At 67.6% G+C, this 22,743-nt stretch carries 26 protein-coding genes and 1 pseudogene; 18 read left to right on the top strand and 9 right to left on the bottom strand.

The window, feature by feature from the left end:
* Positions 1-104: 104 nt before the first annotated feature.
* A pseudogene (locus AJAP_RS45010) lies at positions 105-581 on the top strand (DNA cytosine methyltransferase); the annotation flags it as partial.
* Between the two features lie 162 nt (positions 582-743).
* On the opposite strand, the gene AJAP_RS45005 reads toward AJAP_RS45010, so the two are convergent.
* On the bottom strand, positions 744-1,079 hold the full coding sequence (locus AJAP_RS45005; protein WP_228695041.1) for a hypothetical protein: 336 nt from the start codon (positions 1,077-1,079) through the stop codon (positions 744-746).
* Positions 1,080-1,173: 94 nt separating this feature from the next.
* Here AJAP_RS45005 and AJAP_RS44655 point away from each other — a divergent pair, with 94 nt between their 5' ends.
* The 7 genes from AJAP_RS44655 (at position 1,174) to AJAP_RS44650 (ending at position 7,433) form a co-directional block, all read left to right on the top strand.
* Complete coding sequence (locus AJAP_RS44655) at positions 1,174-1,380, top strand: hypothetical protein (RefSeq protein ID WP_051972726.1); 207 nt, start codon at positions 1,174-1,176, stop codon at positions 1,378-1,380.
* On the top strand, positions 1,334-1,825 hold the full coding sequence (locus tag AJAP_RS44565; protein ID WP_174492077.1) for a hypothetical protein: 492 nt from the start codon (positions 1,334-1,336) through the stop codon (positions 1,823-1,825). The genes AJAP_RS44655 and AJAP_RS44565 overlap by 47 nt, the downstream gene beginning before the upstream one ends.
* Positions 1,826-1,924: 99 nt before the next feature.
* Positions 1,925-2,614 carry a recombinase family protein gene (locus AJAP_RS37895; protein WP_084098473.1) on the top strand — a complete coding sequence of 230 codons (690 nt, stop codon included), beginning with the start codon at positions 1,925-1,927 and terminating at the stop codon, positions 2,612-2,614.
* 2 nt (positions 2,615-2,616) lie between these two features.
* Positions 2,617-3,603 carry a hypothetical protein gene (locus AJAP_RS37890; RefSeq protein WP_228695032.1) on the top strand — a complete coding sequence of 329 codons (987 nt, stop codon included), beginning with the start codon at positions 2,617-2,619 and terminating at the stop codon, positions 3,601-3,603.
* 163 nt (positions 3,604-3,766) lie between these two features.
* Positions 3,767-4,048, top strand: a complete 282-nt coding sequence (locus AJAP_RS45000; protein ID WP_038520537.1) for a helix-turn-helix domain-containing protein — start codon at positions 3,767-3,769, stop codon at positions 4,046-4,048.
* Between the two features lie 79 nt (positions 4,049-4,127).
* Positions 4,128-5,633, top strand: a complete 1,506-nt coding sequence (locus AJAP_RS37880; RefSeq protein WP_038520535.1) for a tyrosine-type recombinase/integrase — start codon at positions 4,128-4,130, stop codon at positions 5,631-5,633.
* Positions 5,634-6,047: 414 nt separating this feature from the next.
* Positions 6,048-7,433 carry a hypothetical protein gene (locus AJAP_RS44650; RefSeq protein WP_038520532.1) on the top strand — a complete coding sequence of 462 codons (1,386 nt, stop codon included), beginning with the start codon at positions 6,048-6,050 and terminating at the stop codon, positions 7,431-7,433.
* A gap of 478 nt (positions 7,434-7,911) precedes the next feature.
* On the opposite strand, the gene AJAP_RS37870 is transcribed toward AJAP_RS44650, so the two are convergent.
* Complete coding sequence (locus AJAP_RS37870; RefSeq protein WP_202965555.1) at positions 7,912-8,679, bottom strand: hypothetical protein; 768 nt, start codon at positions 8,677-8,679, stop codon at positions 7,912-7,914.
* A gap of 226 nt (positions 8,680-8,905) precedes the next feature.
* On the opposite strand from AJAP_RS37870, the gene AJAP_RS37865 reads away from it, so the two are divergent.
* Complete coding sequence (locus tag AJAP_RS37865) at positions 8,906-10,273, top strand: MFS transporter (protein ID WP_038520526.1); 1,368 nt, start codon at positions 8,906-8,908, stop codon at positions 10,271-10,273.
* A gap of 120 nt (positions 10,274-10,393) precedes the next feature.
* Here the strand turns inward: AJAP_RS37865 and AJAP_RS37860 are convergent, their stop codons facing one another.
* Positions 10,394-10,819, bottom strand: coding sequence for a MerR family transcriptional regulator (locus tag AJAP_RS37860; protein WP_038524650.1), 426 nt, complete (start codon positions 10,817-10,819; stop codon positions 10,394-10,396).
* Between the two features lie 28 nt (positions 10,820-10,847).
* On the opposite strand from AJAP_RS37860, the gene AJAP_RS37855 reads away from it, so the two are divergent.
* Positions 10,848-11,633: a methyltransferase domain-containing protein gene (locus AJAP_RS37855; RefSeq protein WP_051972724.1), complete on the top strand. Its 786-nt coding sequence runs from the start codon at positions 10,848-10,850 to the stop codon at positions 11,631-11,633.
* 49 nt (positions 11,634-11,682) lie between these two features.
* Here the strand turns inward: AJAP_RS37855 and AJAP_RS37850 are convergent, their stop codons facing one another.
* Together AJAP_RS37850 and AJAP_RS43895 are read right to left on the bottom strand one after the other, a co-directional pair.
* Complete coding sequence (locus AJAP_RS37850) at positions 11,683-12,528, bottom strand: class I SAM-dependent methyltransferase (protein ID WP_038520521.1); 846 nt, start codon at positions 12,526-12,528, stop codon at positions 11,683-11,685.
* A 124-nt stretch (positions 12,529-12,652) separates the two neighbouring features.
* Complete coding sequence (locus AJAP_RS43895) at positions 12,653-13,207, bottom strand: hypothetical protein (RefSeq protein ID WP_148311628.1); 555 nt, start codon at positions 13,205-13,207, stop codon at positions 12,653-12,655.
* Between the two features lie 280 nt (positions 13,208-13,487).
* Between AJAP_RS43895 and AJAP_RS37845 the strand changes: the two genes are divergently transcribed.
* Together AJAP_RS37845 and AJAP_RS37840 are read left to right on the top strand one after the other, a co-directional pair.
* Positions 13,488-13,694: a heavy-metal-associated domain-containing protein gene (locus tag AJAP_RS37845; protein WP_038520518.1), complete on the top strand. Its 207-nt coding sequence runs from the start codon at positions 13,488-13,490 to the stop codon at positions 13,692-13,694.
* On the top strand, positions 13,694-13,933 hold the full coding sequence (locus AJAP_RS37840) for a CDGSH iron-sulfur domain-containing protein (RefSeq protein WP_228694775.1): 240 nt from the start codon (positions 13,694-13,696) through the stop codon (positions 13,931-13,933). Before AJAP_RS37845 ends, AJAP_RS37840 begins: the two co-directional genes overlap by 1 nt.
* A 51-nt stretch (positions 13,934-13,984) precedes the next feature.
* On the opposite strand, the gene AJAP_RS37835 is transcribed toward AJAP_RS37840, so the two are convergent.
* Positions 13,985-14,266: a metal-sensitive transcriptional regulator gene (locus AJAP_RS37835; protein ID WP_016331924.1), complete on the bottom strand. Its 282-nt coding sequence runs from the start codon at positions 14,264-14,266 to the stop codon at positions 13,985-13,987.
* A 164-nt stretch (positions 14,267-14,430) separates the two neighbouring features.
* Here AJAP_RS37835 and AJAP_RS37830 point away from each other — a divergent pair, with 164 nt between their 5' ends.
* Genes AJAP_RS37830 through AJAP_RS37815 form a run of 4 tightly spaced genes read left to right on the top strand, consistent with a single transcriptional unit; the run spans position 14,431 to position 18,254 of the window.
* Entirely contained in the window at positions 14,431-14,712 is a 282-nt protein-coding gene (locus tag AJAP_RS37830) for a metal-sensitive transcriptional regulator (RefSeq protein ID WP_038520514.1), read from the top strand.
* Between the two features lie 31 nt (positions 14,713-14,743).
* The gene (locus tag AJAP_RS37825) at positions 14,744-14,950 is read left to right on the top strand and encodes a heavy-metal-associated domain-containing protein (protein ID WP_038520511.1); all 207 of its coding nucleotides are present in this window, start codon (positions 14,744-14,746) and stop codon (positions 14,948-14,950) included.
* Positions 14,951-14,999: 49 nt separating this feature from the next.
* Positions 15,000-15,971: a hypothetical protein gene (locus tag AJAP_RS37820; RefSeq protein WP_038520509.1), complete on the top strand. Its 972-nt coding sequence runs from the start codon at positions 15,000-15,002 to the stop codon at positions 15,969-15,971.
* A gap of 27 nt (positions 15,972-15,998) precedes the next feature.
* Positions 15,999-18,254: a heavy metal translocating P-type ATPase gene (locus AJAP_RS37815; RefSeq protein WP_038520506.1), complete on the top strand. Its 2,256-nt coding sequence runs from the start codon at positions 15,999-16,001 to the stop codon at positions 18,252-18,254.
* A 348-nt stretch (positions 18,255-18,602) separates the two neighbouring features.
* Here AJAP_RS37815 and AJAP_RS37810 read toward each other — a convergent pair whose 3' ends face one another.
* The 3 genes from AJAP_RS37810 to AJAP_RS37800 are packed head-to-tail and all read right to left on the bottom strand — an operon-like array spanning position 18,603 to position 20,513.
* On the bottom strand, positions 18,603-19,400 hold the full coding sequence (locus tag AJAP_RS37810) for an alpha/beta fold hydrolase (protein ID WP_038520503.1): 798 nt from the start codon (positions 19,398-19,400) through the stop codon (positions 18,603-18,605).
* A gap of 11 nt (positions 19,401-19,411) precedes the next feature.
* On the bottom strand, positions 19,412-19,966 hold the full coding sequence (locus tag AJAP_RS37805) for a DUF4396 domain-containing protein (protein WP_084098471.1): 555 nt from the start codon (positions 19,964-19,966) through the stop codon (positions 19,412-19,414).
* Entirely contained in the window at positions 19,956-20,513 is a 558-nt protein-coding gene (locus AJAP_RS37800) for a carboxymuconolactone decarboxylase family protein (protein WP_038520497.1), read from the bottom strand. The genes AJAP_RS37805 and AJAP_RS37800 overlap by 11 nt, the downstream gene beginning before the upstream one ends.
* 302 nt (positions 20,514-20,815) lie before the next feature.
* Between AJAP_RS37800 and AJAP_RS37795 the strand changes: the two genes are divergently transcribed.
* Both AJAP_RS37795 and AJAP_RS37790 read left to right on the top strand, forming a co-directional pair.
* Positions 20,816-22,252, top strand: a complete 1,437-nt coding sequence (locus AJAP_RS37795) for an MFS transporter (RefSeq protein ID WP_038520495.1) — start codon at positions 20,816-20,818, stop codon at positions 22,250-22,252.
* Positions 22,253-22,444: 192 nt separating this feature from the next.
* The gene (locus tag AJAP_RS37790) at positions 22,445-22,741 is read left to right on the top strand and encodes an STAS domain-containing protein (RefSeq protein WP_228694774.1); all 297 of its coding nucleotides are present in this window, start codon (positions 22,445-22,447) and stop codon (positions 22,739-22,741) included.
* The last annotated feature ends 2 nt before the right edge of the window (positions 22,742-22,743 follow it).

Genomic DNA, 22,743 nt, shown 5'->3' with positions numbered 1-22,743 from the left:
GCACTTCCGGCATCCCGCCACAGCCCGGCGCGCCGCCACCCGACACCGCTGCCCGCCGCCGAGGGACGACTCGGACCGGCGACCCGTGGCGCGGGAGGCGCACCATGCCTGAGCGCCACACCGACGCTGCGGATCCGCTGCGGTTCGTCGCGACCGACGGCCCGGTGATCGGGTCGCTGTGCACCGGCGTGGCCGGTCTCGACCTCGGCGTCGCCGCCGTGCTCGGCGGGCGCATCGCCTGGTACTGCGAGGTCGACCCGCACGCGGCCGCGATCCTCGCCGCGCGGCTGCCTGGCGTGCCGAACCTGGGCGATCTGCGCGCGGTCGACTTCGCCTCCGTCGCACCGGTCGAGGTGCTCACGGCCGGCTTCCCTTGTCAGGACATTTCCGCCGCCGGTCGGCGCGCGGGCATCGAGAAAGGCGCTCGCAGTGGACTGTGGCACACCATCCTGGACGCCATTCGCGTACTACGACCCCGCCTCGTCGTCGTGGAGAACGTCGCCGCCCTCCGCTGGAAGAACGGCGGCCTCGACCGTGTACTCGGCGGGCTGGCCGAAGCGGGGTATGACGCGGTCTGGCGTTGCGTACGAGCCGCCGACATCGGCGCCGCCCACCGCCGCGAACGCGTGTTCCTGTGTGCCGTCCCCGCCCCGGGACGGGATGCGGATGATGCCGACCCCGCAGGCCCGCGACGGCGAACCCCGCGGACCAGTCGATCCAGCACGGCGGCGCGCGGGCGGACATCAGGTAAACCTCAACGACGTGGTCGACTCGGTCGTCAAGGCTGCGCACCTTCTGCCGGCCCCGACCCCGACAGCGGCGGACTCGCGGTCGGCGGCGAGCCAGACCGTGCGGAAGCCGGGCCGCCCGATCCCGGCAGGGTGCGTGACGCTGACCGACTCGGTGCGGCTGCTGCCGACCCCGACCGCCTCGGACGCGAAGAACTGCACCCACGACACGCACGACGGCGGACCGTCTCTTCCCGACCGCGCCCGCGCCCTGAGCACCCCGACGCCACCGCTGGACGGAACGTCGTGCGCCGCGGCCCACAGCGCAGGGATCGATCGCTGCCTTTCCACCGGTGCGTGGGGCCCTGCCGCCGACACCCGACCGCGCACGGTGGTTCGTCCACCGCAATCTCCGTCACGCCCATGACAAGGAGGCCCAGCTCTCATGGACACGCCACGACTTCTGCCGACCCCGCGCGCGACCGACGGCACCAAAGGCTGTCCCGCGCAGCGCGGCTCGAAGGGCGATCTGATGCTGCCCTCGGTCGTCATCGCCGTCACCACACCCGCACCGAAGTCCCGAGCGCGGAAGGGGGTGAAGGACCGTGACGACCGCACGCGCATCGCGCGCCCGCCGCACAGCACGCGGTGAACGCGGGCCGGTGAACTGGGGCGAGTATGCCGCCGCCGTGCACCGATGGGAACTCATCACCGGCCGCCCCGCCCCGTACCCGACCCAGCCCGGCCGGCACGGACGCCCCGTGCTCGCACCGCCGTTCGTCGAGTGGCTCATGGGCCTTCCCCCAGGCTGGGTCACCGCCGGGCACCTCGAGCTGCCCCGCACCGCGCAACTTCGCGCTCTGGGCAACGGGGTGATGCCCCAGCAGGCCGCGCGCGCACTACGCCACCTGCTGGACGACCTCACTCACCTGCACCGTCCGCCCTGCCACCCATCGGCCTGCCCGACGACGCGGGACAGGCGCTCCGGTGTGAGCCGACCGGGCCGGGCGGGCGGTCGCGTGACGCACCCGCCAGGTACCACCCGGACCTCCACCGCTGCGGGTCCCCGCCGCAGCGGTACCCGCTCGCGTCGCTGAACCTGTGGTGCTCCGGGGCGAGGACACCGCCGAGCCCGCCCCGGAGCGCCACGCTCCACCCGCTTCCACAAAGTCGACTTCCTGAAAGGGCTCTTCGCCATGCCCACACGCAGCAGGACACGCCACCCCGCGACCTATCTGCGCCACTGGTTCCGTACCGCCCGCCACCGCCTTCGGCTGCGCGACCGGCGGCCACCGAGCCGAGCACTCGCCAGCCACACGCCCTCCGGTGTCCAGCCCGCGCAGCATCCGGTGACGCGACGGTCGGCCGAGGCGATCGCGGTCCTGATCCGAGAGGGCTGGAACGTTCACCACCCGCCGTACGGCTACACCACGATGACCGTGACCGGAGCGCAGAGCCGCCGCGGAAGACCTCGCACCCGCCTGACACCGGACCCTCGCCGCGCCCTGGTGGTGCAAGACGTCTTCTATTGGCGCGCGGTCACCGGTCTGTCTGTGGAGCACATCACCGCGCGGCTCGACGCCGACCATGACCGCTATCCACCGCCCGGGACACACATCTCCTGGCCGCCCGCAGCGGTCGACTCGATGTTGACCGACATCAAGTACACCGGCTATCAGGCCACCGGTACTCGCGACGAGAACGGCGTCTTCCGTCCCGTCGAGTACTGGGTGCTCTCCGACCAGCCCGCGCACCGTGCCCTGGTCACGGCCGCGCTGTTCTGGGCGGCTCAAGATCCCGCGACCAGTGTGCGGCGCATCCCGCACCGACTCCTCGCCCCCGTCCACGGATTCGCCACCAGCAGTGACGGGAAGGAGGAGCGGTGAGCATGGCATCGCGTTCACCGTCCGCAGCGCGTGCCGCCACCTCACGCCCGCCGACACAGTTATCAGCGCGCCGCCGTCCGCCCACGACACCGGCGGCCCGTCGATCGGGCACTCTGCGTCGTGAGCGCTATCCCGGCCGCCCGCGCGGTCGCTATCTGAGCCTCGGCGCCGGCGTGCAAAGCCTGTGCGTGTTCTTGCTCGCCTGCGACGGTGAGATCCCGCCCTTCGACGCCGCCCTCTTCGCTGACACCGGCTGGGAACCCAAACAGGTCTACGCCCAGCTCGACACCGCGCGTCGCATCGGCGCGCGGGCAGGGATTCCTGTCTTGACCGTGTCAAACGGCAACATCCGTCACGACGCCCTCAAACCAGAGTCCCGGTTTGTCACCATGCCGCTGTTCGTGAAGAACCCTGACGGCACGAGGGGGATGGCCCGCCGGCAATGCACCGGCGAGTACAAGATCAAGCCGCTCAAGAAAGCCATCCGCCAGATCCTCGGCTACCCGCATCCCACGCGAGTGCCCCGTGGTGTGTTCGTCGACCAGGCGATCGGCATCTCCAACGAGTTTCACCGTGCTAAGGACTCCGACGTCAACTACACTCGCAACATTTTCCCGCTCCTCGACCTCGGGCTATCCCGCTCGGACTGCCTGACGCTTCTCCAAGAACGAGGTATGGGCACGGTCGTGAAAAGCTCGTGCATCGGTTGTCCTTACTCGGGAAACTCGCGGCTGCGGTTCATTCGGGACACCGATCCTCACGCGTGGGCCGACCTGGTCGAGTTCGACAAAGCGATCCGTCACGGCAGTCCCCGCGCCAACGCCAACGGCAAACCGCTGCGCGGCCAGTTCTTCATCCACCGCTCGCTCCGGCCGCTCGACCAAGTCGACCTCGACGCCACACGCGGCACCGTCAACGCCGATGAAGACGACCCGGACGGCTGTAGCCCGTTTTCCTGCCGTAGCGGTCCTCCCGCCACCACGCCCTGAAACCTGCAGTACCACTCAGATCGTCGTACTGGGCCCGACAGTCCCGCTGACACGCCTGCCAAGCCGTTCCTGGCCCCAACAGGCGAGAAACCGTCGCAGTGCCCAGGTACGGCCATCGACGAGAAGTGACTATCCCAACCTGCCCTCGTCCCAGGAGGCCACCGTGCACCACAAACCACAGCTCGTCATCGACGCCCACACCGAGACCTCCGCATCCCTCGACGAGCGTCGCCCTGCCTGGTCGCGCGAGCACCTCCGCGGCCTCGGTGTCACCACCACTCTCATGACCGCCGCCAGCATGCTCGGCATAGGACGAACGACGGCGTACCGCCTCGCACGGCAAGGCGACTTTCCCGTGCCCGCCATACGGGCCGGACGCAACTACCGCGTCCCCGTGGCGCGCTTGGTCGAGCTTCTCGGGCTGGACGAAGAGCCTCGTCGCTAGTCCTTCCTCTCTGTCCCCATTGGAGCGTCCATAGCCGTGATCCGAACCACGCCTGCGGATTTCGGGAGGAACGAATCCGATGCACGAATTCTCCGCCAACACCTTCAAGCGCTGCACCTGCAAACACCCCGAAACCGGGCAACAGCTCGGAGCGAAATGCCAGAAACTCAAACGCCGCAACGGGTCCTGGAGATCCGACCACGGAACCTGGTACTTCCAGGCCGAACTTCCCCGCCGTAGCGACAGAACCCGTCGCACCCGGCGACGCGGGGGATACGCGACCCAGACCGACGCACAAACCGTGCTCGACAAAATGGCCGCCCTGGTCGAGGCAGCGCAACCACACGGCGACACCGCCGTCGTTGCCATCGGCGACCTCATCGACACCTGCCTCAAGAGCGGAAAATCCTTCCCCACAGCGGAAAGCATCACCCAAGAACTCGAGTCAGGTGACACGCCGAACCTCGTACCGACCGTCGGAGAGTGGCTGCACACCTGGCTGGCCAGCCGCAAAAAACTGCGCGGAAGCACAAGGCTCTCCTACCACCAGCACATGAGACTCTGGCTCATACCGCACCTCGGGCACTACCGCATCGACGCGCTCACCGTCGAACACGTCGCCGCGATGTTCGACGCCATGGCCGAGCGCAACGACTTCATCACCGCCGCGAAAGCCAGTGACGACCCCGACATCCGCAAAACCGTTCACGGCCTGCGGATCATCAGCGCCGCCACCATGCAGCGCTACCGCGCGACCCTGCGCGCCGCGCTCAACGCCGCCATCCGCGACCCCAAGATTCCCCTACGGTTCAACCCCGCCTCCCACATCGAACTACCGTCCGGGCGCCGACCCAAAGCGCTCCTGTGGACCCCAGAACGGGTCGAACGATGGCAACGCACAGGAGAGCGGCCCTCCCGGGTGATGGTGTGGACACCCGAGCAGACCGGCACCTTCCTCGACCACGCCGAAGGCCACCCCCACTACGTACTCCTGCACCTCATCGCCTACCGAGGTCTCCGCCGTGGCGAAGCCTGCGGACTGCCCTGGTGGGACATCGACCTCGCGAACCAGAGCGCCACGATCACCTCAGCCCTCGTCCAGATCGGCTGGGAAATCGAGTTCGGCGAACCGAAGAGCGAAGCCAGCGGACGCGTCATCGCCCTGGACAACGACTCCGTCCACGCCCTCCGCGCTCAGAAACAGCACCAAGCCGACCTGCGCGATGCAGCAGGCGACCGCTGGGTCGAACACGGCCTTGTCTGCACCGAGTCGGACGGCAGCCCCCTGCACCCGGCCAAACTCACCGACAGCTTCCAAGCGATCGCCGAGGAAGCTGGACTGCCACCCGTACGCCTGCACGACCTCCGCCACGGAGCGGCGACCCTGATGCTTGCCGCAGGCGCCGACCTCAAAGAAGTCCAGGAACTCCTCGGGCACTCCAGCATCGCCATCACCGCCGACACCTACACCCACGTACTCCCAGAACTCGCCCGCGAGTCCGCAGAGGCTGCCGCATCACTCGTGCCCCGTCAGACACGGCGCAAGCTTCCCCCACCGCCGCATAGCGGCGCCTCAGGTGCGTGACAGGTGATGCCTGGCCCTGCTTGCGACATCAAGTTTCGTGGAGCTCAAGAACTGGGTGCTTGAAGCGAACTTGGGCCTGTCCGGGGTATCGCCCGGACAGGCCCGCGAGGTAGACAAAGTCCTCGGTTGCTTACTGTAGCCGCTCTTCTGAGCGACGTCTTACAAGGCGGCGAAGGACGTTTAGCCTGAGTCTTGCTGCCAAGGATCCGGACCCGTGATCACGGCTACCTGGCTGCACAACCTGCCCCTTGGAACCAAGGGAAGGCCCGGATTCCTGCCCTCGGGTGCACCTTGAGCCCACTGCACACAGCTCCCGGACGACGAAAGAGCCTCAGCGCTAACCTTGGCGGGCTGGTCCGTAGCGTTCTGGGCTCGCCTGAAGAGGTACAGCTGTGGTCGACGGAGGTGGCGCATATGGCAGCGGATCTGGAGACACTGATCGCACAGGTGTGGAGCCCGGAGGTGCGACCACTCGCCGAGGAGGCGCTGCGTTGCTACAACGCCGGCGCGGTTCGATCGAGCATCATCGCGTCCTGGGCGGCGGTGACTGCGGACATCATCGTGAAAGTGACACGGCTTGCTGATGAAGGCGACACGCAGGTCAAGTCGTTCTGGGAAAGAATCGTGGAGGCGCAGCAGCAGGGCCTGAACCGCGCAGGTGTGCAGCTGATGCAGAGGATCGAAGCTGACCTGGTGGACAAGGCGGTGGAGTTCGAGCTGATCGACACCATCGGCCAGCGAGAGCTTGACCGGATCAGGGAAGACCGCCACCTGTGCGCGCACCCTTCCCTGCGGGCCGAGGGCGAGGTCTACATCCCACGGCCGGAGATGGCGCGCGGTCACCTCGCTGTCGCGTTGACCACGTTGCTGATTCACCCACCCACCCAAGGTCGCAAACTGGTTGAGAAATTCAAAGACCACGTCTGCGACCCACTCTTCACGCCGTCTATTCCGTACTTGCAGGCCACCTTTCACGATCGCGTGCGAGAAGCGACCCGCAAAGCGATCATCACCGTCGCGGCCAAGGCCGCAATGCTGGAACTCGATCCGGGCGGTCGGATGTCCGCAGCCGCGCACGCCGACCGGATGGCTATCACGCTTCTCGCCTTCGCCGGTTGCGCCCGTCAGACTGTCAGCAATGCCGTCGTCCAAACTCGTGACCGCTTCCAGCTGGCCAGCGGTGACGTGCAACTGCGAACCCTGGTGCGAATGGCCGACCAGGACTACTTCTGGGACACGGTCGATCCAGGAATGGCCAGCAAGCTCGAAGCGATGATCAACTCTCCGATCACGGTCGGCGAGTACGAGCCGTTGCCTGCTGAGATCGCCACCAGCGCTGCGCTTGTCGGTAGTAAGTACGCGCGCGATCGGATGCCAACCTTGCTGGCTCGATTCGACGGCTTGTCCATGCAGCAACGTATATCTGTCATGGAAGCCCGGCCGAGCGGCTACTTCGTTCCGACGATCACCGAACTTCTCGCCTCGATACGGGGTTTCCGGTTCGCCGAGCAGATCGGTCGCCTGGCCGTGCAGCATGCCCAGTTCCTGGAGTCCGAAACGCTGCGATCAGTCCTTGCGGCCTGGTTCGACAACTACCAGTGCCGACGTGCTTCGGACATGCCGCATCTCGCCGTTCAGCTTTTTCACGCCACAGCGCACCTCGGGCCGGCGCGAGGGAACGACTTCGTTGAGTTCCTGGCCAAATGCAAACGTGATGCGGAAACGGACAACGATCACTACTACAGCTACCCGGCGTTGGAGACCACCTTGCGGACGGCGGGCGTCATCACCTCAAGCTAGAGCCGGACCCGGCTCAGAGAGTGAACGTCCGAATCGTATACACGATCAGCAGCAGCAGAACGAGGATCAAGATCGGTGCCGTAGCCGCCCAGCTACCGACGTTCGACAGCGCGATGGGGACCGACACCACGACCGGGGAGCCCGCGATCAGGGCGGATCCGAAAGTTGGGCGTCTGGAGGCCGAACCTGTAGGCGATGCGCGTGGAGTGGCGCCAGGCGGCACCCGCCAGACGGGCGATTAACCGCGCTTTCGCGTCCGCCAACCCGTGGGCTCATCGCGCGAGTCGACAGTGACGCTGTTCTTTCCCCCGGCGCCAGCGATCTGGAGCTGCTGGCCGAGGACATCCGCGACTTCTTCCTCGCCCTGCTCAAACAGCGACGGTCCGACGAGTCACCACTGACCAAACCGGCCTACGGCATCTGCGGAACGGACCGGCGCGGGCAAGCGGGGCACCAGAACATGCCGTACCCCCGCGGGCTACTCGGCGACAAGGGTGAACTGGGCGGTGCGGACCACGTCCTCGTGTTTGAAGTCCAGGAACAGCCGGTAGGTTCCCGGGCCGGGAACGTGGGCCTGGAAGGCGATCTCCGGGCCCGGCTGCGTCTCGCCGTCGCCGGGGGCGCCGTCCGGGTGGACGTGGACGTAGGCGAGGTCTCCCAGCCGCAGCGTGACAAGGTGCCCGTAGGCGCCGAGGTAGGGCTGCAGATCCGTCACCGGTTCACCGTCGCGGTGCACCGCGAGCACCAGCTGGTTGGTTTCCTCGGGCCGCAATTCGCCCTTGATGCCGACCTCGTAGCCGTCGATCTCGAACACGTCGGCCGGCAGGGGCACCGGGCGCGGCTCGTAGGCACCCGCCACGGCCAGGTCCGCGCCGAGCGTGAGTCCCTTTTCCGCCCCGTCCGGCCAGAAGTCCGCGAACACCCGGTACTCGCCCGCCTCCGGCAAGTGCAGCCGGACCGTCCAAACACCGTCGCCCAGCTCGGCGGGGTGCAGGTGCCAGAACCCGGTGAGGTCCCGGCGGGCGACGATCAGATGGATCTTCTTCTCGTGGGTCTCGGCGAAGGCGGTCAGCGGAACGCCGTCCTTCCCGAGAATCCGGAACCGGTAGTCGACCTCCTCCCCGGCCGTCAGCCGCAGTGTCTCCGGAACGAGGACGTAGCCGTCCTTGGCGATCTGCAGCCCCTCCACGGCGGCACCGCCGTGCCCGTGGTGAGCGTGGTGGGCCTGGTGCGTTCCCATGTTCATCGCGATCCCCTTTCGCATACCCCTGGGGGGTGTGTTGTCCGATGTTGGAAACAGTGCCCGCAACCCAGTGGAAGTTCAATGTGTTCTAGCCCTCACTACCCCGCAGGGGTATGAGCCACGATCACCGTTGACGCATACCCCCAACCCGTATATAAACATCCCAGCACACATACCCCCCAGTGGTATGCGGAGGAGTGCGGCAGCGATTGCCCGGGAGGAGAAGGACATGGGATTGTTCGCGATTCGCGACTACCGGCGGCTGTTCAGCGCTCAGATCATCGCGTTGTTCGGTACTGGCTTGGCTACCGTCGCGCTGGGGCTGCTCGCGTACGGGCTCGCGGGTCCGCGTGCCGGCGCGGTTCTCGCCACCGCACTGACGATCAAGATGGTCGCCTACGTCGTCGTCGCACCGCTCGCGGCCGCCTACGTCGATCGGCTGCCCAGACGCCTGTTCCTCACCATCCTCGACGTGGTGCGTGCGCTGGTGGTGATCGCGCTGCCGTTCGTCACCGAGGTGTGGCACATCTACGTCCTGATCGGGGTTCTCCAGACCGCGTCAGCGGCATTCACTCCGACTTTTCAGGCGGTCATCCCCGACATCGTGACCAAGGAGGCCGACTACACTCGCGCGCTGTCCGCGTCGCAGGTGGCCTCCACCATGGAGAGCCTGCTTAGCCCTGTGCTCGCGGCTGTGGCGCTGACCTTCATGTCGTTCAACCTGCTGTTCCTCGGCACCTCCGTCGGGTTCGCCGTGTCCGCGCTGCTGGTCTTGTCCACGCGCATTCCCAACGCGCGCCCCAGTTCGCATACGAACGCCTGGGACCGGGCCTTGGCGGGGATCCGCACCTTCGCGGCAACTCCGAGCCTGCGCGGCGTCATGGCACTGAACCTCGTGGTCGCCTCCGCCGGCTCCATCGTGGTAGTCAACACCGTGAACTACGTCCGCGACGTTCTCGACGGAACCCAATCCGACGTGGCCTGGATGCTCGCCGCGTCCGGAACGGGGACGCTGCTGGTGGCCGTCGTCCTCCCGCGTGTCCTGGACCGGGTGGCGGACCGGTCCGTGATGCTGATCGGTGCCGCGGTACTGGTGCTCGCGGTCGGCGCGGCGGTCGCGATGTCCGCGGCGAGCATCGCCGCAACGCTTCCGACCGGGGTGATCTGGGTGGCGATCGGCGGCGGGATGGCGCTGATCATCACGCCGACCGGGCGGGTGCTTCGCCGGGCGGTCGACGCCGCCGGAATTCCTCAGGTCTTCGCCGCCCAGTTCTCACTGTCCCACCTGGCCTGGCTGGTCACGTATCCCATCGCCGGCTGGGTCGCCACGCAAGCGGGCTTCACGACCACCTGGACCGTGCTGGCGGGCCTCGCGGCGATCGGAGCGGTCACCGCACTGGCGGTCTGGCGGCGCGACGAGAAGGTCGAGGCCGGAGAGCAGACGGTAGTGGCGGTCCAGCCACACACCGGGAAGGCCGAAGCCGGAGGCCGCGCCGCGGTCGCCTCCGGCGGGACAAAGGTCGCCACGAGGGAAGCCGCGAAGGCCGCGGAGGGCACGCTCGCGGCAGGCCAGTGCGCCTGCGTCCGCACTGTCTGAGGTCGCCGTCCGGAGATCATCGGGTCGCCCAGGGCGGCGATGGCGCCCCAGATTTCCCAGTACTCTGGCCAGTGTGGCCGAGGTGCGTGGCCGCCCCGAGCGGACGAACGACTGAGCGCTTCAGGTCAGGGCGTTCGGCGCTGATGGCGGGTTGATCCGGGCAGTCACAGCAGCCTGGAAATGCGGGCAGCTGACGATGTCTTCGTGGTCGCAGTCCAAGGCGCAGTCGATCAGCTCCAGGGACGCCTGAGCCGCGGCGATCCGCGCGGCCAGCTCGGTGCGGTGCCGACGCAGGAGCCCGGTCCTGGTGGCCGGGTCTCGTGCGTCGAACAGCTCGCGGATGTCCTCCAGACCGAACCCGGCTTCCTTGGCCCGGAGGATCACCGCGACCCGGTAGATGTCGTCGGAGCCGTAGCGGCGACGAGACGCGGTGGCTCTGGCGGGGGAGAGCAGGCCCATCGACTCCCAGTGCCGCAGCACGTGGGTGGCCAGCCCGAACCGTTGTGCGACCTCGCCGATGCTCAAGTCCGCGGTGCTTGACTTCATGTCGCCATTAAGTCGCAGCATGGCGGCCATGTCCAACGACACGAGAACACAGCCCGAGACCACCCAGCCTGATGACGCGACCGAGTCCCTGATCCGGATGCTGGACGTCGTCGACGACCTGCCTGGCGTCGCCGAGTTGCGCTCCGACACGTACGACCTCCTCGCTCTGGCTCCGGGGCAGGCAGTCGTGGACGTCGGGTGCGGCGCGGGTCGCGCGGTCGCCGAGCTCGGCGACCGAGGTATGCGTGCGGTCGGGATCGACCCGGATCCGCAGATGATCGCCGTCGCCCGTCGGCGCTGGTCCGAACAGGAGTTCCGGCTCGGCACCGCCGGCGAGTTGCCGCTGGACGACGGTTCGGTGGCGGGGTATCGGGCGGACAAGGTGTTCCACGCCGTCCCTGATCCCGCAGCTGCGACGGCCGAAGCGCGGCGTGTGCTGGCTCCCGGTGGGCGGATCGTGCTCATCGGCCAGGATTGGGACACCTTCGTCATCGATTCCGGCGACCCCGAGTTGACGCGGACGATCGTCCATGCCCGCGCTGGCAGCGTCCCGAGTCCGCAGGCCGCTCGTCGTTACCGCAATCTCCTGCTGGACAGCGGGTTCGCCGATGTCACGATCGACGTGCGGACCGCGATCTTCACCGATGGGTTGATGCTGCCGATGCTGACCGGGTTCGCCGAGTCGGCCTGTGCTGTCGGCGCCATCGATCGCGGTCAAGCCGACACCTGGATCGCCGACCAAGCACGCAGGGCCGAGGTCGGACGCCTGTTCGTGGCTATTCCGCTGTTCCTTGCCGCGGCCACGCGTCCTTGACGACCAGGTGCGGTCCATCGGCGTAGCCTGCGGTGGACCGCACCTGAGTTCACCTGTTGGACAGGAAGAAATACGCGTAGCGCTCGTCGAGTTCGTTCCGTGGGACGAGGTGCACCGCTTTCGGAGTGAAGCCCCAGCGCACCGCGATCTCCCAGAACTCCTCGATCCGGTAGGTCGTCATGTCCGCCAGGCCTCTCGCGTAGGACCGTCGTCGAGGTCTGGTACGCCAGGTGCCGGCGTCGTACTTGATCTGAATCAGGGCCAGTCCGCCCGGTGCGAGGAGCTCGTGAGCGATGCGTAGCAGTCGCTCACCGTATTCCGGGGTCGGTATCAGTTCGAAGACGTAGAAGGACAGGAACACGTCGCACTCGCCGTCGATCTTGCCGAGCGCGGCCTCCGGCTCCGCCACCTCGATGGTCACCGGCAGGAACGGAGTGTCGCAGGCGTTCGCGACCTGCTTGCCGCATTCGGCGAGCGACTCTGTGGAGATGTCGACGCCGATGAACTCGCCGGCGCGGGGAGCGAAGCGCACGGCATTGGCGCCGCCGCCACATCCCCATTCGACGATGCGCTTCCAGGGGCGGGCGAACTCGGCCATGCGAGCACCTGCCTCGAACAGGGCGAGGTGTTCCTGGCCGATCTTTTCCCACAGGTCGTTGCCACGAAACGCCGATGAGTCCCGCCAATGCGAGTCGGCGGACCATCGGGGGCCGGAGGGTCGGTGCCAGTAGTCCTGGGCGTCCGCGGAGATCCTCGATTCGGGCTGGCGGAGCCCAGTTGCCACCAAGACGCGCTGGAGGATGTCCTCCGCGGTGACAGCGAACCGCTTGCCTCGGGTGATGAAGGTGGGGAAGAGTCTTCGGATCTTGTCGGCAGGTGCTGGTTTGCCGGACATGGAGAAACCTTTCGTTGAGACTGGGTGTGGCCGATGCGGGGGCGTGGAGCGGAGGCTCGAACACTGAGATCCGGATCGGCATATGTGCAGGCGCGCTGGTGGCAGCGACGGTGTAGGGAGTACTTCAGCGTGTGGCTGGTGGCCCGCGACGTGGCTGTGAACGACGGAGAAGGACTTCGGTCACGGTACTCGGCGCGACCGCACGAGTGAGTGGGGTCCAAGGCAAGACACGTGGCGGAGTGGGTGATGCCGTCACCCAGCGCAGCGTTCGCCATACGAGTCCGCATAGCGCCCGCACGGCCGTATCGGCTTGGGTGAGCAGGACCCCGAGCAACACGATCGCCAGTACGTGTGAGCTGAACTCGACGATCGGGTTCAGACCGGTGAGAACGGGCGCGACATGCGAATGAGTCACGCGTGAGGGGACCAGCAGAACGGCCTGCAGGATGAGCTGCGCCGCCGTCAGCGCACCGACCGCCGCGACGACGCCTCGGCAGCGGTCGGCCACGGCGATACCGGCCGAACCGGCCAAGCCGCCAATGAGAAGGGCCATCCCGGCATTCGGAACCGTGCCGTCGCCGAGAACGTGAGCCGTCATGCCGAGGGCTGCGGCTGCGACGGCCAGAACGACACCACGGGCGACATGCATCGCGGAGGGAAGTCCGGTGGCCGCGGTCATCAGCGCAGTTTAGAGGCTTGGCCGAGCTCATGGTTCCGCCGTGCGCAGCAGATTTCTTCGTCGGAGACGGTCCGGCATGCGTCCCTGTTCGTGGGAAATGATCGGAGAACCTGTGGGTCGAGACGTTGCTCGTCGCCGGCGACAAGCTCGGGAGGTCGATCCTTGTTGTGGGACAAGAACGACAGCTTCTTTACATACCCTACGGGGGTAATGTTAGTGTGGCGTCGTGACGGCGAAGGGATCGCCGCGGAACAAGTTGTCAACCGAAGGGTGAGAGCTGATGGACACCACTGTGTACGCGGTCAAGGGCATGACCTGCTCGGGTTGCATGACCAAGGTGACGACGGCGGTGAACGGTGTGGCCGGGGTCAGCGACGTGGACGCGGACGTCGCGACCGGCGAAGTGACCGTCGTGAGCGAGGGGCCGGTCGACGCGGAGCTGGTGCGGTCCGCGGTCAAGGAGGCGGGCTACGAGGTGGTCGGCTGATGTCGATGGCCGAGGAGACCGGAACTGCACCGGCTGTCGTCATCAAGGTCGTGGACAACGGGCCGTATCAGGTGAAGGGGCCCGTTCGGCTGGTCGACCACAATGGTGAGGAATACGAACTGACCGGTCGCACTCAGTTGCTGTGCCGGTGCGGGAATTCGGCGAAGAAGCCGTTCTGTGACGGCGCCCATGTCCGGACCGGGTTCGCGGCGACCAGGGCGGTCGTTGAGGCGGAATAGAAGCGGGCGGATGACCTGAAGGTCATCCGCCCGCTCTTCGTGATGCAGACGTCAGGAGCGCACCAGGCGTGCGATCGCTTCGGAGGCTTCCCGGATCTTCCTGTCCGCCTCGGGGCCGCCTTTCGCGGCGGCTTCGACGACGCAGCCCGCCATGTGCCGCTCGAGGAGTTCGAGGGAGAACGATTGCAGGGCCCGGGTGGCCGCGGAGACCTGGGTGAGGACGTCGATGCAGTATTTGTCCTCTTCGACCATCTTCTGCAGGCCCCGGATCTGCCCCTCGACGCGTCGTAGGCGTTTGAGCTGACGCTCCTTGTCGTCGCCGTGATCGGCCACGCTCACTCCTCGGCTCGGGATCCGCGTACGGCTCAATCATGCCCGTTCAGGGGCGGTGCGTCGAAGCCGACTGCCGCGCAAGCGGGCCGTGGCATACGTCACGGGGGTATCGCGCTTGCCCTACCCCCCTAGGGTATGTAGAGTCGTCCTCAGGAGGCCGAGAGATGCACGGATACACGCAAGGCAAAGACGAATACGTGACCCGGCTGCGGCGGATCGAGGGTCAGATCCGGGGCCTGCAGCGGATGGTCGAAGAGGACAAGTACTGCATCGACATCCTCACGCAGGTGTCCGCGGCCACGAAGGCGTTGCAGTCGGTGTCACTCGGACTGATGGACGAACACCTCAGGCACTGCGTGTCCGACGCCATCGCCAAGGGCGGAACCGAGGCCGACGAGAAGATCCGGGAAGCGAGCGACGTCATCGCCCGCCTCGTCCGTTCCTGAAACCACGCGACGAATCCGGAGGAGAAGAACGATGAGCGAGACCACCTACACCGTCACCGGCATGACCTGCGACCACTGCGTCCGGTCCGTCACCGAAGAGGTCGGCAAGATCGACGGCGTCACCGGCGTCCGGGTGGATCTGCCCACCGGCGCGGTGACCGTGACCAGCTCCCAGGAACCCGAGGTCGCGGATGTCCGTGCGGCCGTCGAAGAAGCCGGATACGAGCTGACCGCCTGATTCGCGGTTCGCTCCCGATCGCGGGCACCGCCCGCACAAGGGACTCGAGATGAACACAGTTGCGAAGCTCTCCGCCTACGGTGTGGCGCTTGCCCTGGTCGCCGGTGGCGCCTGGGCCGCAGGCACCGCTGTCGGTCCTTTCGCCGGCGCTGCCGGCCTGCCCGGCGGCGAGGACGCCGGGCATGGGGACGCTCACAGCGGCACCGTCGCGGAGGCGGCGCCGACCGACGAGCCCGGCGGGCTCGCGTCGTCCAGGGGCGGCTACACCCTCACGCCCACCACCACGACGCTCACCGCGGGCACGACCCAACCCTTCTCCTTCAGGATTCTCGGCCCGGACGGCAAGCCCGTCACCGCTTACGACGTCGAACACGAGAAGCGGATGCACCTCATCGTCGTCCGCCGTGACACGGCCGGTTTCCAGCACGTGCATCCCGAACTCGGCCCCGACGGCGTGTGGAGTGTCCCGCTGGCCCTTCCCCAGGCCGGCAGCTACCGCGTCTTCGCCGATTTCAAGCCGACGGGCGGCTCGGCCTCGACACTCGGTGTCGACATCGCCACCGCCGGAGATTTCCAACCCGCCGAGTACCAGCCGTCGCGCGTCGCGGACGTCGACGGCTACCAGGTCCGCCTGGACGGCGAGCTGACGCCGGGCAAGTCGTCGAAGGTGACCTTGACGGTGACCAAGGACGGCCGCGAGGTGACCGATCTGCAGCCGTACCTGGGCGCCTACGGGCACTTGGTGGCGTTGCGCGGCGGCGACCTCGCCTACCTGCACGTCCACCCGGACGGCGAGCCCGGTGACGGCCGCACGAAGCCCGGCCCCACGGTGACCTTCTTCGCCGAAGTCCCGTCGAACGGCACTTACCGGCTGTTCCTGGACTTCCAGCACCAGGGCAAGGTCCGCACCGCCGAGTTCACCGCCGCCACCACAGGCACACCCGCCCCGGCCCCGGCCCCCTCGACAACCCAGAACCCAACCCCACCTCCGGCCGATGACGGACACGGCGGACACGGCTGACGCGAGCGTCGAAAAGGAGTGAGCACGATGACATCCGACGTGGACCAGACGCGGACGACCGACGTCGAACTCGCGATCAGCGGAATGACCTGCGCGTCCTGCGCGATGCGTATCGAGAAGAAGCTGAACAAGCTCGACGGCGTCACCGCGACCGTCAATTACGCCACCGAGAAGGCGAAGGTCACCTTCCCGGTCGACGTCGAGCCGCAGCGGTTGATCGAGCAGGTGGAGGCGGCCGGATACTCGGCCGCCGTGCCCGCACCGGAGAAGACGACAGGCCCGGACGAGCCTGGTGAGGAGGCCGATCCGATCGCCCCGTTGCGGCAGCGGCTGATCGGTTCCACGGTGCTGTCGGTGCCGGTGATCCTGCTCGCGATGGTGCCGGCGCTCCAGTTCACCTACTGGCAGTGGATCTCACTGACGCTGGCGGCGCCGGTGCTGGTGTGGGCGGCGTGGCCGTTCCACAAGGCGGCGTGGGCGAATCTGCGCCACGGTGCGGCCACCATGGACACGCTGATCTCGATGGGCACGCTCGCCGCGTTCCTGTGGTCGTTGTACGCGTTGCTGTTCGGCAGCGCGGGAACGCCGGGCATGACGCACGCCTTCGAGCTGACCGTGGAGCGGATGGCCGGTGACGGCAACATCTATCTCGAAGTCGCGGCCGGGGTGACGACGTTCATCCTCGCCGGACGCTACTTCGAGGCGCGGTCCAAGCGCCGGGCCGGTGCCGCGCTGCGGGCGCTGCTGGAGCTGGGCGCGAAGGACGTCGCGGTTCTCCGGAACGGCGAGGAAGTGCGTATCCCGGTCGACCAGCTCGTCGTGGGCGACCAGTTCGTCGTGCGGCCGGGGGAGAAGATCGCCACCGACGGTGTCATCACCGAAGGCAGTTCCGCCGTCGACGCGAGCATGCTGACCGGCGAGAGCGTCCCCGTCGAGGTCGGACCCGGCGACGCCGTGGTCGGCGCGACGGTCAACGCGGGCGGACGGCTCGTCGTCCGTGCGACGCGGGTCGGCGCGGACACGCAGCTGGCGCAGATGGCCAAACTGGTCGAGGACGCGCAGACCGGCAAGGCGCAGGTCCAGCGGCTGGCGGACCGGGTATCGGGCGTGTTCGTGCCGATCGTGATCGCGCTCGCCGCCGGCACGCTGATGTTCTGGCTCGGGGCCGGTGGTTCGGTCGCGGCGGCGTTCACCGCGGCGGTCGCCGTGCTGATCATCGCCTGCCCGTGCGCGCTCGGTCTCGCGACGCCGACCGCGTTGCTGGTCGGCACCGGACGGGGCGCGCAGCTCGGGATCCTGATCAAGGGACCGGAAGTGCTGGAGTCCACCCGGTCGGTCGACACGGTCGTCCTCGACAAGACCGGCACCGTGACCACGGGGCAGATGTCGCTGGTGGCCGTCCACGTCGCCGAGGGCGTCGACGAGGAGACGACACTGCGCTTGGCGGGCGCGCTGGAGAACGCGTCCGAGCACCCGATCGCGCAGGCCATCGCCCGCGCGGCCGGCGAACGGGTGGGCGAGCTGCCCGCCGTCGAGGAGTTCACCAACGTCGAAGGCCTTGGGGTACAAGGAATCGTCGACGGCAAGGCGGTACTGGCCGGACGCAGCGCGCTGCTGGAGGAGTGGGCGCATCACCTGCCGGAGGACCTCGCCGAGGCGAAGGCCGCCGAGGAGAAGGACGGCCGTACCGCGATCGTGGTCGGCTGGGACGGGAAGGCTCACGCTGTTCTCGTCGTCGCCGACACGGTCAAGCCGACCTCCGCCGAAGCCATCACGCAGTTGCGGGCGCTCGGCCTGACCCCGGTCCTGCTCACCGGGGACAACGAGGCCGTGGCCCGTGCCGTGGCCGCGGAAGTCGGGATCACCGAGGTGATCGCGGAGGTCCTGCCCAAGGACAAGGTCGACGTGGTCAAGCGGCTCCAGGGCGAGGGCAAGGTCGTCGCGATGGTGGGCGACGGCGTCAACGACGCGGCCGCGCTGGCACAGGCCGACCTCGGCCTGGCCATGGGCACCGGCACGGACGTCGCCATCGAGGCGTCGGACCTGACCCTCGTCCGCGGGGACCTGCGGGCGGCGGTGGACGCGATCCGGCTCTCGCGGCGGACCCTGCGCACCATCAAGGGCAACCTGTTCTGGGCCTTCGCCTACAACGTCGCGGCGCTGCCACTGGCCGCGGCGGGGCTGCTCAACCCGATGATCGCCGGCGCCGCGATGGCGTTCAGCTCGGTCTTCGTGGTCACGAACAGCCTGCGACTCAAGGGATTCCGCAGCACGGCGAGCTGACCCTCGCTCGAGACGAGGCGCTCGTGCGGCACTTTCGGTGCCGCACGAGCGCCTCTCTGTCGTGTCGGGCTGGTGACTCTGTCCTCAGTGGATCGACCTGGTTTCGGATCAGCTCAGGGTGCCGATCAGGTCCTGGCAGGCTGTTCGTAGCGGCGGCGCACCCCTCGGGAATGGCCCCGTGTCAGATTCACGTCGTAGCCCATGCGTCGGGACAGACCTGACCCGTGGTCGCGCAGATGTCCGCACAGACGAGATCATGCGGCCGCGGACGCTGGCCAGATCCGCCGCGTAGGTGCGGAGCATCGCGGCTGCTCGCACAAGGACTGAGCTCGCTCGCCACTACGCCACCTAGTAGTCGTGGTGCTCAGCGAGGAATTGGTGAATGGCCGGTGCGAACGCGTCGGCGAGGTCTTCGGCGGTGCGCAGGGTGTCCGACAGGGAAACCGGCGCGAGACGGCCGTTGGGCAGGACACGGGCGACGTTCTCCGCCAGCGCGGCCGGATGCCGTTCGTCCATACCGGGGAAGACCAAGGTGGGCGTGGTGATCGCGGCGAGTTCATCGACGGACCGGAACGAGCGATCGTGGCCGATGGCGGCCGCGGCGGCGATACTCGCGGGGTCCGAGCGCGGGATGGCGTCACGTACGAGCGCGCAGATGACCGGAGCGAGCCCAGGCAGAACCGGTGCCCACGCAGCTTCGATGCCGTCCGTCCGGACGCGTTCGGCGAACGCGTCCATGAACGCGATCTCGGCCTGCTTCGCCTCGTCGTCTTCGATGTCTTCGACGCTGATCAGGATGGCTGCGCGGACCCTGCCGGGATGTTCGAGGCAGGTGCGCTGGGTGATCGTGGCGCCGAGCCCGGTCCCACCGACGAAGGCGCGCTGGAAACCGAGGTGATCGAGTAGCGCGGCGACATCGTCGGAGTACTGGGTCCAGGTGTGCCGGGCGGGGTCGGCGCAGACCGATCGGCCGTAGCCTCGCACGTCGGGGAGGATGACGCTGTAGCGGTCCGAAAGCTGCTCGGCCAGGGGGATGAGGCTGTGATGATCCGGGCCGCCCCCGTGCAGAAGCACAAGGGGCGGCCCGGATCCGATGGAGATCGCGTGGAGCGGACAGCCGTCGCCGCCGTGGTACGTGATCTCCATTGTGGACCTTCCTAGTGGTGGTAGGCGTGGACCACCGCGTGCCCGGAGCCGCGGCCGATGAGCCACTTGTTGACCGGGGTGGTGAGCACGAAGGCGACGAGCAGCGCGAAGGCGAGCGCGCCCCAGAAAAGCCAGCTGCCGAGCCCGGCGTCCATCGCGCCGGGGACGGCGATCATGACGCCGTTGTCGACGATCTCCATGACGAGGATCGACACGGTGTCCGCGGCGAGGGCGATCTTGAGGGCCTGCTTGAAGCCAACGCCGGCGCGCAGGACGCCGCGCATGGTCAGCGCGTAACCGAAGACGAACGCCAGCGCGACGGCGAGCACGATGGTCGCGACGTTGCCCCAGCCCAGCGCGGTGCCGATCACCATGCCGAGCACCTCGCCGATGGCACAGCCGGTGAGGCAGTGCAGGGTGGCCGATGCCGCCATGCCCCAGGACGCTTTGGCGGGTTGGTGGTGTTCGTGGCCCCCATGGTCACCATGACCACCATGACCACCATGACCACCGTGCTCACCGTGGTGCTGGTGTTCGTGGTGCGAGTGGTCGTGCTCAACCGACATGGTTGTGTTTCTCCTTTGTGGACTGCTCAGCAGACACGGGTTCGAGTCCTGCGACGAGATTGAACGAACCGGTCAGCAGGTTGAGCGACACCAGTCCCACCGTGTCGGCGATGATCTGATCGCTCCAGCCGTGCTCTCGCAACTCGGCGACGTCCTCGTCGCCGATCGACGCCGGTTCGGCGAGGACCCGCACGGCATACGCGATCAGCGCGGCCTCCCGCCGATCAGTCGAGGTGCCCTGCCGCGCCAGCGCGATGTCGTTGTCGCTGAGCCCGGCGGCCTGCGCGGCGCGCGTGTGTGCCTGCAAGCACAGCGCGCAACCGATCCACTCCTGCAGCGCGAGAGAAACCTTCTCGCTGAGCGCCCGGGGAAGCTTGACCCGCTTCATGGCCCGCGAGAAGTCGAGGTACCCCTGAAGGAGTGCAGGGGAGTGGGCCATCGCGGCCACCATCGGACCTACCGAGCCGCGACGGCCGATGATGTCGTCGAGCAGCTCGGCGGACTTGGCTGGCGCGTCGCTCGGGTCGAGCGAGTGAAGACGCTGCACGGCTCCTCCTGATGCTGTCGGTCGGTCGCAGGAACTTTATACCCGTAGGGGGTACCTGTCCAGCGCTGATGGCTCGCGGTTGGGCCACAAGTCCTGCCTGGTCTCGGCGACCTGCCGTTGAGGTCTTCGATGTTGTACGTGACGACCCTTTGCCGCGCAACGGGTTTTGCCATGAAAACGACACCTGTGACGATCGTGACACCAATACCCCCTAAGGGTACTTGCGCCACGCTGATGATCAGGTCTACGTTCAGGTCCGAAATACCCCCTAGGGGTAATTTAGTCTCGAAAGGACGGTCGTCATGGCGGAGACAACCCCGGACCCACGACGGTGGTGGGCGCTGGGACTCATCGCACTGGCCCAGTTCATGGTCATCATGGACACCTCGATCATCGGCGTCGCCTTACCCGCGATGCAGCAAGACCTCGGGTTCTCCCCGGGAGACCTGTCATGGGTGTTCAACGCCTACGTCATCGCGCTGGCCGGGCTGCTGCTGCTCGGCGGGCGCCTCTCGGACCTGTTCGGCGCACGCAAGATGTTCACCGCGGGCTGGGTCGTCACCCTCGGCGGGTCGGTGGTCGCCGCGGTCGCGGGCACCGCGTGGGTCGAACTCCTCGGCCGGGTCCTGCAAGGAGCCGGTGCCGCGTTGATCGCGCCGTCGGCGTTGACGCTGCTGATGATGCTGTTCGGCGCGCGGCCGCGTGAGCTGACGAAGGCGCTCGCGCTCTACGGCGCGGCCGCGCCCGCCGGTGGTACCGCCGGGGTGTTCCTCGGCGGCGTGATCACCGAGTGGCTGTCGTGGCCGTGGATCTTCTGGCTCTACGTCCCGATTTCCCTGGTCGCGATCGCGGCGACGGGCAAGCTGATGCCGTCCGCTCCCGCCCGGCGTGGTTCGGTCGACCTGGCAGGCGCCGTCGCGGCGACCGCGGGTCTCGGGCTGACCGTGTTCGGCGTCGTGCGGGCACCGGAAGCCGGCTGGGCCGCGGCGGGCACCTGGGGCGCGCTGGCAGGCGGTATCGCGCTGCTCGGAGTGTTCGTGCTGATCCAGCGTAAGCGGGAGGTGCCGTTGGTGCGGCTGGGTATCTTCCGGACGCCTAACCTCGGTGGCGCGAACCTGGCGCAGTTCCTGCTCGGTGCGGCGTGGATCCCGATGTGGTATTTCCTGAACCTGTACCTGCAGCAGGTCCTCGGATACGGGGCCTTCGCCAGTGGTGCGGCGTTGCTGCCGATGACGGTGCTGATCGTGGTGTTGATGGTCGCGGTCGCGCCGAAGCTGATCGGGCGCTTCGGGCCGAAGAAGATGGTCATCGGCGGCCTGTGGGCACTCGCCGCCGGGCTGGTGTGGCTGTCGTTCGTCAGCCCGACCGGCAACTTCCTCGTCGACGTCCTGCCCGCCTCGCTGGTCGCGGCACTCGGCCAGGCGCTCGCGTTCATCCCGTCACTGGGCACCGCCATCTCCAGCGCGAAACCGGAGGAAGGCGGACTGGCGTCTGGCATCGTGAACACCTCGTACCAGATCGGCTCGGCGCTCGGCCTCGCCGCGATGACCGCGGTCGGCGTGTCCTTCGGCGCCGGAAGCATCGGGGACCCGGTCGCACTGACCGGCGGATACTCGGCCGCGTTCCTCGGTGCCGCGGGCATCGCGATTGCCGGTGGCTTCCTGGCCATGGCCACCCTGCGGACCCCGAAGGCCCAGCCGAGCGAAGTCGCCGGAGGTGACCCGGCGGTCGTGCGATGACCGGCTGTACCACCGCGTGGAGGGCGAGACCGTTCAGGTCTGCCCTCCACGCGGCGTTTCAGGGGAAGGTTTAAATCGAGATTACGGTGGCACCCTGGTCTTGATGCGAAGCTCGACGAGAACGCAGCCGCCCTAGGGAAGAGGATGACCGTGTCAGGCGGAGACGATGGAGACAGGACGCATCCACTGTCCGTGACGACCACCAGCGCAGGTCCAGGACACGTGATGATCGCAGTGTCTGGCGAGATCGATCTCGTGACCAGAGAGTTCCTCGAAGCGGAATTCCGTCAGGCGTTCGACCCGAGACCGAACAACGTGGTGGTCGACCTGAGTGACGTGGACTTCTGCGATACCAGCGGTCTGTCTGCCCTGGTCGGCCTCAACACTCGCTGTGTTGCCGACCGTATAGCCCTTCGGTTCCTGCCCTCGGCGACGATCCGCCGGTTGCTGCGGCGTACCGGGCTATCGGACCTGTTGCCGATCGGCTGAGC

Source organism: Amycolatopsis japonica (assembly GCF_000732925.1).
GTDB classification, from domain to species: domain Bacteria; phylum Actinomycetota; class Actinomycetes; order Mycobacteriales; family Pseudonocardiaceae; genus Amycolatopsis; species Amycolatopsis japonica.
This window is presented reverse-complemented; position numbering and strand designations above follow the sequence as displayed.

Coding starts and splice junctions, on each gene's coding strand:
- AJAP_RS44655 (WP_051972726.1), top strand. CDS start 1,174: ATGGACACGCCACGACTTCTGCCGACCCCGCGCGCGACCGACGGCACC.
- AJAP_RS37815 (WP_038520506.1), top strand. CDS start 15,999: ATGACATCCGACGTGGACCAGACGCGGACGACCGACGTCGAACTCGCG.
- AJAP_RS37890 (WP_228695032.1), top strand. CDS start 2,617: ATGGCATCGCGTTCACCGTCCGCAGCGCGTGCCGCCACCTCACGCCCG.
- AJAP_RS37795 (WP_038520495.1), top strand. CDS start 20,816: ATGGCGGAGACAACCCCGGACCCACGACGGTGGTGGGCGCTGGGACTC.
- AJAP_RS37805 (WP_084098471.1), bottom strand. CDS start 19,966: ATGTCGGTTGAGCACGACCACTCGCACCACGAACACCAGCACCACGGT.
- AJAP_RS37865 (WP_038520526.1), top strand. CDS start 8,906: ATGGGATTGTTCGCGATTCGCGACTACCGGCGGCTGTTCAGCGCTCAG.
- AJAP_RS37820 (WP_038520509.1), top strand. CDS start 15,000: ATGAACACAGTTGCGAAGCTCTCCGCCTACGGTGTGGCGCTTGCCCTG.
- AJAP_RS44650 (WP_038520532.1), top strand. CDS start 6,048: ATGGCAGCGGATCTGGAGACACTGATCGCACAGGTGTGGAGCCCGGAG.
- AJAP_RS37825 (WP_038520511.1), top strand. CDS start 14,744: ATGAGCGAGACCACCTACACCGTCACCGGCATGACCTGCGACCACTGC.
- AJAP_RS37860 (WP_038524650.1), bottom strand. CDS start 10,819: ATGAAGTCAAGCACCGCGGACTTGAGCATCGGCGAGGTCGCACAACGG.
- AJAP_RS37810 (WP_038520503.1), bottom strand. CDS start 19,400: ATGGAGATCACGTACCACGGCGGCGACGGCTGTCCGCTCCACGCGATC.
- AJAP_RS37845 (WP_038520518.1), top strand. CDS start 13,488: ATGGACACCACTGTGTACGCGGTCAAGGGCATGACCTGCTCGGGTTGC.
- AJAP_RS37855 (WP_051972724.1), top strand. CDS start 10,848: ATGTCCAACGACACGAGAACACAGCCCGAGACCACCCAGCCTGATGAC.
- AJAP_RS37870 (WP_202965555.1), bottom strand. CDS start 8,679: ATGAACATGGGAACGCACCAGGCCCACCACGCTCACCACGGGCACGGC.
- AJAP_RS37895 (WP_084098473.1), top strand. CDS start 1,925: ATGCCCACACGCAGCAGGACACGCCACCCCGCGACCTATCTGCGCCAC.
- AJAP_RS37830 (WP_038520514.1), top strand. CDS start 14,431: ATGCACGGATACACGCAAGGCAAAGACGAATACGTGACCCGGCTGCGG.
- AJAP_RS43895 (WP_148311628.1), bottom strand. CDS start 13,207: ATGACCGCGGCCACCGGACTTCCCTCCGCGATGCATGTCGCCCGTGGT.
- AJAP_RS37840 (WP_228694775.1), top strand. CDS start 13,694: ATGTCGATGGCCGAGGAGACCGGAACTGCACCGGCTGTCGTCATCAAG.
- AJAP_RS37880 (WP_038520535.1), top strand. CDS start 4,128: ATGCACGAATTCTCCGCCAACACCTTCAAGCGCTGCACCTGCAAACAC.
- AJAP_RS37850 (WP_038520521.1), bottom strand. CDS start 12,528: ATGTCCGGCAAACCAGCACCTGCCGACAAGATCCGAAGACTCTTCCCC.